The 5,370-nt window shown below is 74.4% G+C and carries 6 protein-coding genes; 4 read left to right on the forward strand and 2 right to left on the reverse strand.

Annotated elements, in window-relative coordinates; all coding sequences use genetic code 11:
* The first annotated feature begins 97 nt into the window (after positions 1-97).
* From ACFU7Z_RS35595 to ACFU7Z_RS35610, 4 genes are all read left to right on the forward strand, one after another.
* A complete protein-coding gene (locus ACFU7Z_RS35595; protein ID WP_380782137.1) occupies positions 98-667 on the forward strand; it encodes a methyltransferase family protein in 570 nt (189 codons plus the stop codon).
* Positions 668-888: 221 nt separating this feature from the next.
* Entirely contained in the window at positions 889-1,179 is a 291-nt protein-coding gene (gene tatA / locus ACFU7Z_RS35600) for a Sec-independent protein translocase subunit TatA (RefSeq protein ID WP_049659292.1), read from the forward strand.
* A gap of 195 nt (positions 1,180-1,374) precedes the next feature.
* Complete coding sequence (locus tag ACFU7Z_RS35605; protein ID WP_380782139.1) at positions 1,375-2,712, forward strand: hypothetical protein; 1,338 nt, start codon at positions 1,375-1,377, stop codon at positions 2,710-2,712.
* A gap of 88 nt (positions 2,713-2,800) precedes the next feature.
* Positions 2,801-3,325, forward strand: a complete 525-nt coding sequence (locus ACFU7Z_RS35610; protein ID WP_053112473.1) for an ion channel — start codon at positions 2,801-2,803, stop codon at positions 3,323-3,325.
* Between the two features lie 66 nt (positions 3,326-3,391).
* On the opposite strand, the gene ACFU7Z_RS35615 is transcribed toward ACFU7Z_RS35610, so the two are convergent.
* Together ACFU7Z_RS35615 and ACFU7Z_RS35620 are read right to left on the reverse strand one after the other, a co-directional pair.
* A complete protein-coding gene (locus ACFU7Z_RS35615; RefSeq protein ID WP_380782141.1) occupies positions 3,392-3,526 on the reverse strand; it encodes a VOC family protein in 135 nt (44 codons plus the stop codon).
* Between the two features lie 20 nt (positions 3,527-3,546).
* Complete coding sequence (locus tag ACFU7Z_RS35620; protein ID WP_380782143.1) at positions 3,547-5,199, reverse strand: protein kinase; 1,653 nt, start codon at positions 5,197-5,199, stop codon at positions 3,547-3,549.
* Positions 5,200-5,370 lie beyond the last annotated feature (171 nt).

Below are 5,370 nucleotides of genomic sequence, written 5' to 3' on the forward strand. Positions count from 1 at the left end.
GATGGCGGGGTGGGTCCGGTTGAGGGGTGCGTGCCCCGGCCGCCCGCCGGGGAGGACCGTGGAGGCACACCTCGGACCCGACCGCCGGGAGCCCCTCATGTCCCTGCCCGCCCTCCTCTCCCTTCTCGGCCTCCTCTGCTGGATCGCCTACGAGCTGCTGCTGCGCCGGCGCGAGGACGCCTCCGCCGGCAGCTGGCACGCCGACCGCGGCGACCGCGGGTCGACCCGGCTGCTGCTCGGCTGCTACGCCCTCTCCGTCCTGGCCGTGGTGCTGTTCGACCGCGCCACGGTCGGCGAACTGCCCACCTGGGCCCGCTGGTTCGGGGTGGCCGCGGTGGCCGCCGGGCTGGCGCTGCGGGCCTGGGGCATGCGCACCCTGGGCCGCTACTACACCCGCACCCTGCGCACCGTGGACACCCAGCGCGTGGTCCGCACCGGCCCGTACCGGCTGATCCGGCACCCCGGCTACGCCGGCAGCCTGCTGGTCTGGGTCGGCTACGCGGTCGGCACCGGCGGCTGGGCCGCCGCCCTGGTGGTCGCGGCCCTGCTGCTCGCCGCGTACGGCTGGCGGATCTCCGCCGAGGAGCGGCTGCTGCTGGACGCCCTCGGGAGCGAGTACGCGGAGTACCGCCGGGTGTCGAAGCGTCTGGTGCCGTTCATCTACTGATCGGATACCGATCGGAGCGGAGCGGTCGGCGGGTGTGAGCTTCGGCACCCGCATTCGGCCAGGTGGACGGCGCGGCGCTCGCGATCCGCTCGAACGGCACCTGGTTTTTGGCCAGCGTTTCCCAGCTGGTGTATCCGTTCTCCGTCATGGCCAGGCATACTGGCCAACACGGGCGCTGGCGCCCGCCACGACTCTAGACAAGAAGGGACCGGTGGCCAGGGATGCTGCGGAACGGTCTTGAGCCCTGGCACATTCTCGTGGTGCTGGCGGTCGTCATCCTGCTGTTCGGATCGAAGAAGCTGCCCGAGATGGCCCGTGGTCTGGGCAAGTCCATGCGCATCCTGAAGGCCGAGACGAAGGCCATGCGCGAGGACGACACCCCGGCGGACGCCGCTGCCGCCGGTACCGCGCAGAGCACCGCCGCTCCCCAGCAGAGCGCCGACCGCCCGGCCGTCACGCCGACCAACGTGACCAAGGCCACCGAGACCAAGCGGCCCGAGACGACCGCCTGATCCTCCTTTCTCCTCCGGAAAGCCCCTGGTGACCCCACCAGGGGCTTTCCGCCGTTCCGGGCCGTTCGCGGGGCCGTTCGCGGGCCCGCACAGGGGCTGGTCTCGGGGCCGTTCGCGCCACCGCGCCTCCCGACTGGCCGTCCGATCTGATCCGTTGTCTCCTGGATTGCACCCCCGGAGGAACGGAGTCCCGGCATGCCGACCGACCGGCCCGGCGACGAGCTGGCCGAGCTGCGGGCCCGGCTGAGCGCCGTCGAGGCCCAGGAGGCACGGCTCGCCCGACAGTTGGCGACCGGCCCGGCGCGGCAGCCGACGGACCGTCCGCCGCCCCGGCACCGGGTGCGCTCCTTCCTCGCCGCCCTGCTGATCGTCCTCGCCTGCGTGCTCACCCCGCTCAGCGCCCTCGCCTTCTGGGCGAGGTCCCAGATCAGCGACACCGACCGCTACCTCGCGACGATGGCCCCGCTGGCCGGGGACCCCCGGATCAAGACGGCCGTCACCGACCGGGTGACCGCCGAGATCGTGAAGCAGCTCCCGCTCGACTCTCTGCTCGACGGCCTCGCCCCGGCCGACCGGCCCCAGCTCGGCGCCCTGCTGGGCGGCATCGGCCAGGCCCTGACCGACGGACTCAGCGGCCTCGTCCACACCCAGGTCGCCCGGCTCGTGGACAGCGACGCCTTCGTCGCCCTCTGGACGGAGGTCAACCGGAACGCGCACGCCGCCCTGGAGAAGATGGTGACCGGACAGGGCGGCGGCGCCGTCGAGGTCCGCAACGACACCGTGGTGCTGGACCTCGCCCCGGTGATCGCCCGGGTGAAGTCCGCGCTGGTCGACCAGGGCGTCCCGCTGGCCTCCCGGATCCCGGAGATCCACACCTCGTACCCGCTGGTGCAGTCCGACGCCATCCCCAAGGTCCGCACCGCCCTGCGGGTCCTGGACCTGGCCGGCTTCTGGGTCCCGGTGCTGGCCGGCGCCTGCGCGCTCGGCGGGGTGCTGCTCGCGACCCGGCGGCGCCAGGCGGTGGTGACGACGGCCCTCGGCATGGCGGGCGGTGCGCTGCTGCTGGGCATCGGGCTGAGCGTGTTCCGGGCCGTCTACCTGGACCGGCTCCCCGCCGACGTCGACCAGGCCGTCGCCCAGGCGGTGTACGACACCCTGGTGCGGTACCTGCGCTCGGCCGTCCGGGTGGTGGTCACCCTCGGCCTGCTGGTCGCGCTCGGCGCCTGGGTCATCGGCCCCGGGCGCTGGGCACGCGCCGTCCGGGGCGGCTGGCGCGCCGGACTGGGCGCGGTACGGCGGGTGGCCGGACGGTCCGGGCTGCGGCTCGGGCCGGTCGGCCGGTTCGTCCACCGCTGGAAGGCCCCGCTCGGCTGGCTGGCGGTGGCGCTCGCGGCGCTGGCCTTCGTCCTGTGGAGCTACCCGACGGTGCTGGTGACGCTCTGTCTGGCGCTCGGGCTGGTCGCCGTCCTGGCGGTGCTGGAGCTGCTGGACGAGCCGGGGCGGCCCGGGGAAGGAACCCGGGCCCCGGCCTGAGCGGGCCGGCCCGCCCGGGCACCGGGGTTTGGCCTGAGCGGAGCAGTCCGACGGGCGGCGGAGGGTGCGGTGGCCGAGGCTGAGCGGGATGTCCGAGAACCCGCTGCCGCCGCCCGCCGACCTGCGGGCCTGGTCCTGGCTGCTCGGCGCGTCCACGCTGCTGATGCTCGGGTACTTCCTGCTGCCGCTGCAGTTGCTGGGCGAGCGCCGGCCGCTGCTGAGCTGGCTGGTGTTCGCGGGGGCGCTGGTCGGGCTGACCTGGCTGATGCTCGCCAAGATCGTCGGGGTGATGCGGGGGACGGCCAGGCAGCCGGTGCTCTGGCTGGCCTTCCTGATCTTCCTGGCGCTGACCATCTTCGCCGCCACGTACTACGTCCTGGGCGCCCACAAGGCGGAGTTCGCCGGACTGGAGACCCGGCTGGACGCGCTCTACTTCACCGTCGTGACGATGGCGACGGTGGGCTACGGCGACATCACCCCGGCCGGGCAGACGGCACGGCTCGTGGTGGTGCTCCAGATCGGGTACAACTTCGTCTTCCTCGCGGCGGCCGCCGGAACGGCCTCCCGGGCGATCCGCGGCAACGTCGAACGCAGGATCCGCGAGCGGGGCTGAACCGGCCCGACGTACGGACCGGTTGCCGCACAGCGTTGTCCACAGGCTGTGGACAACGCTGTGGGCTCAGGATCGGCCGGCGTCGATCACGCAGAAGCGATTGCCCTCGGTGTCGGCCGGGACCACGAAGTCCGGGTCCTCGGGGTGGCGCTTCCAGTCGACGCGCTCGGCGCCGAGGGCGACGGTACCGAGCGTCGGCACACCGTCATCGTGGCGGCCCGTCAGTCGTCCTGGAAGTCGGCGGTGGTGTGGAGGGTGGCGTACAGGGCGGAGAGGCGGGCGTTCCAGTTGGCGTAGGTGGGGACGTCGACGGCGTGCTTCTTGCCCATGTCCCGGATCACCTTCTGGGCGTCCTTGAGCTCCTGCGCGGCGTCGTCCGGGTTGCCCTCGTTGAGGCGGGCGGCGGTGGTGTCGAGGATCCTGAGCAGCTCCGCCTGCTTGTCCCGCTCCTTGCCGACCTGGGCCTGGGCGACGGCCTGGCGGAAGGCCTGGATCTGCAGCGCGGCGGGCTGGTTGCGCGGGACGGCCTGGGTGGGGGCCGGGGGCGCGGACGGGGGCGCCGAGGGGGTGGTGGGGGCCGCCGAGGTCGCGGTCGGGGAGGCCTTCTGGGTGGGCGTCGCGGCCGAACCGGCGGGGGTGGTGGGGGCGGTGGCCGCGGCCGGTTTGGCGGCGGCCGCGTTGCCGGCCGGTTCGTCGAAGGCGGTCAGGGCCAGCGCCGTGACACCGGCCAGGCCCGCCACGCCCAACGCCCCGAGCACCAGCGGCTTTCGGCGGCCGCGGGCGGGCGCGGGCCCGGCGGCGGGGGCGGGCGCCGGGGCGCGCATCGGGGCGGGGACCGGGCCGGGAATGGGCGCCATCACCGAGGTGGCGGCCGGGGGTTGGGGCGGCAGCAGGGTGGTGTGCTGCTGGTCCGGCTGGCCCAGCTGGTTCGGCTGGCTCAGCTGGTTCGGCTGGTACGGCTGGTTCGACGGCGGGGAGAAGGGCACGGGCGGCAGCAGCTGGGTGGCGGCGCCGGCGGTGTTCGCGAGCAGTTCCGCCGTCGGGTCCCCGACCATCAGTCCCGGTACCGTGCCGAGGAGTTCGGCCCGGGCGGCGGCCGCGTCGGCCGGGCGGTCCGCCGGGTTCTTGGCCAGCAGCCGCAGCACCGCCGCGTCCAGCGCGGGCGGCAGGCCGGGGCGCCGGACGGAGGGCGGCAGCGGCTGCTCGCTGACGTGCTTGAAGGCGATCGCCACCGGGGTCTCGGCGGTGAACGGGGTCGCGCCGGTGAGCATCTCGGTGAGCACGCAGCCGACCGCGTACAGGTCGGTCCGGCCGTCCAGCGCCGAGGCGGTGGCCTGCTCGGGCGAGAGGTAGGCGGCCGTGCCGAGCACGCTCGCGGTCTGGGTCAGGTTGCTGGAGGAGCCGGCCCGGGCGATGCCGAAGTCGACGACCTTCACCCCGCCGTCGTCGGTGATCATGATGTTCCCGGGCTTGATGTCCCGGTGCACCAGCCCGGCCGCGTGCGCGACCGACAGCGCCTCGCAGACCGCCGCCGCGATGCCGACCGCGCGCTCCACCGGCAGGACCTGCTGCTCCGCCAGCAGGGCGGCCAGCGAACGGCCGGTGACCAGCTCCATGACGATGAACGGGGTGCCCTGGTCCACGCCCGAGTCGAAGACCATGACGATCCTCGGGTGCACCAGCATGGCCGCGTGCTGGGCCTCGCGGCTGAAGCGCTCGGCGAAGCGGGGGTCGTCGGCGAGGCCTCCGTTGAGGACCTTGACGGCCACCTGACGGCCCAGCACCCGGTCCACCCCGCGCCAGACGGTCGCCATGCCGCCGACGCCGAGTATCCCGACGAGTTCGTAACGCCCGTTCAGCGCCCGTCCGATCACCTGGAGCTCCCCTCACGTGCCCTGGCCCCGGGGTCCCGGGCCGCCTCGTGCACCCGTGCACGATAGCCGCACCGCCGAGCGGGTCCGCCGGGGGCGGAGGGTGGCGGTCGGGGGACCGGGCAGCGGTCCCCCGGCCGCCGGCACGGGGGTGCGGCCCGCCCTGACTGCGGG

It is taken from the genome of Kitasatospora sp. NPDC057518 (genome assembly GCF_042802075.1).
GTDB lineage: Bacteria > Actinomycetota > Actinomycetes > Streptomycetales > Streptomycetaceae > Kitasatospora.

Bases quoted from the DNA above. Each gene is read 5' to 3' on its own strand.
- ACFU7Z_RS35595 (WP_380782137.1), top strand. From the start codon at position 98: ATGTCCCTGCCCGCCCTCCTCTCCCTTCTCGGCCTCCTCTGCTGGATC.
- tatA (WP_049659292.1), top strand. From the start codon at position 889: ATGCTGCGGAACGGTCTTGAGCCCTGGCACATTCTCGTGGTGCTGGCG.
- ACFU7Z_RS35605 (WP_380782139.1), top strand. From the start codon at position 1,375: ATGCCGACCGACCGGCCCGGCGACGAGCTGGCCGAGCTGCGGGCCCGG.
- ACFU7Z_RS35610 (WP_053112473.1), top strand. From the start codon at position 2,801: ATGTCCGAGAACCCGCTGCCGCCGCCCGCCGACCTGCGGGCCTGGTCC.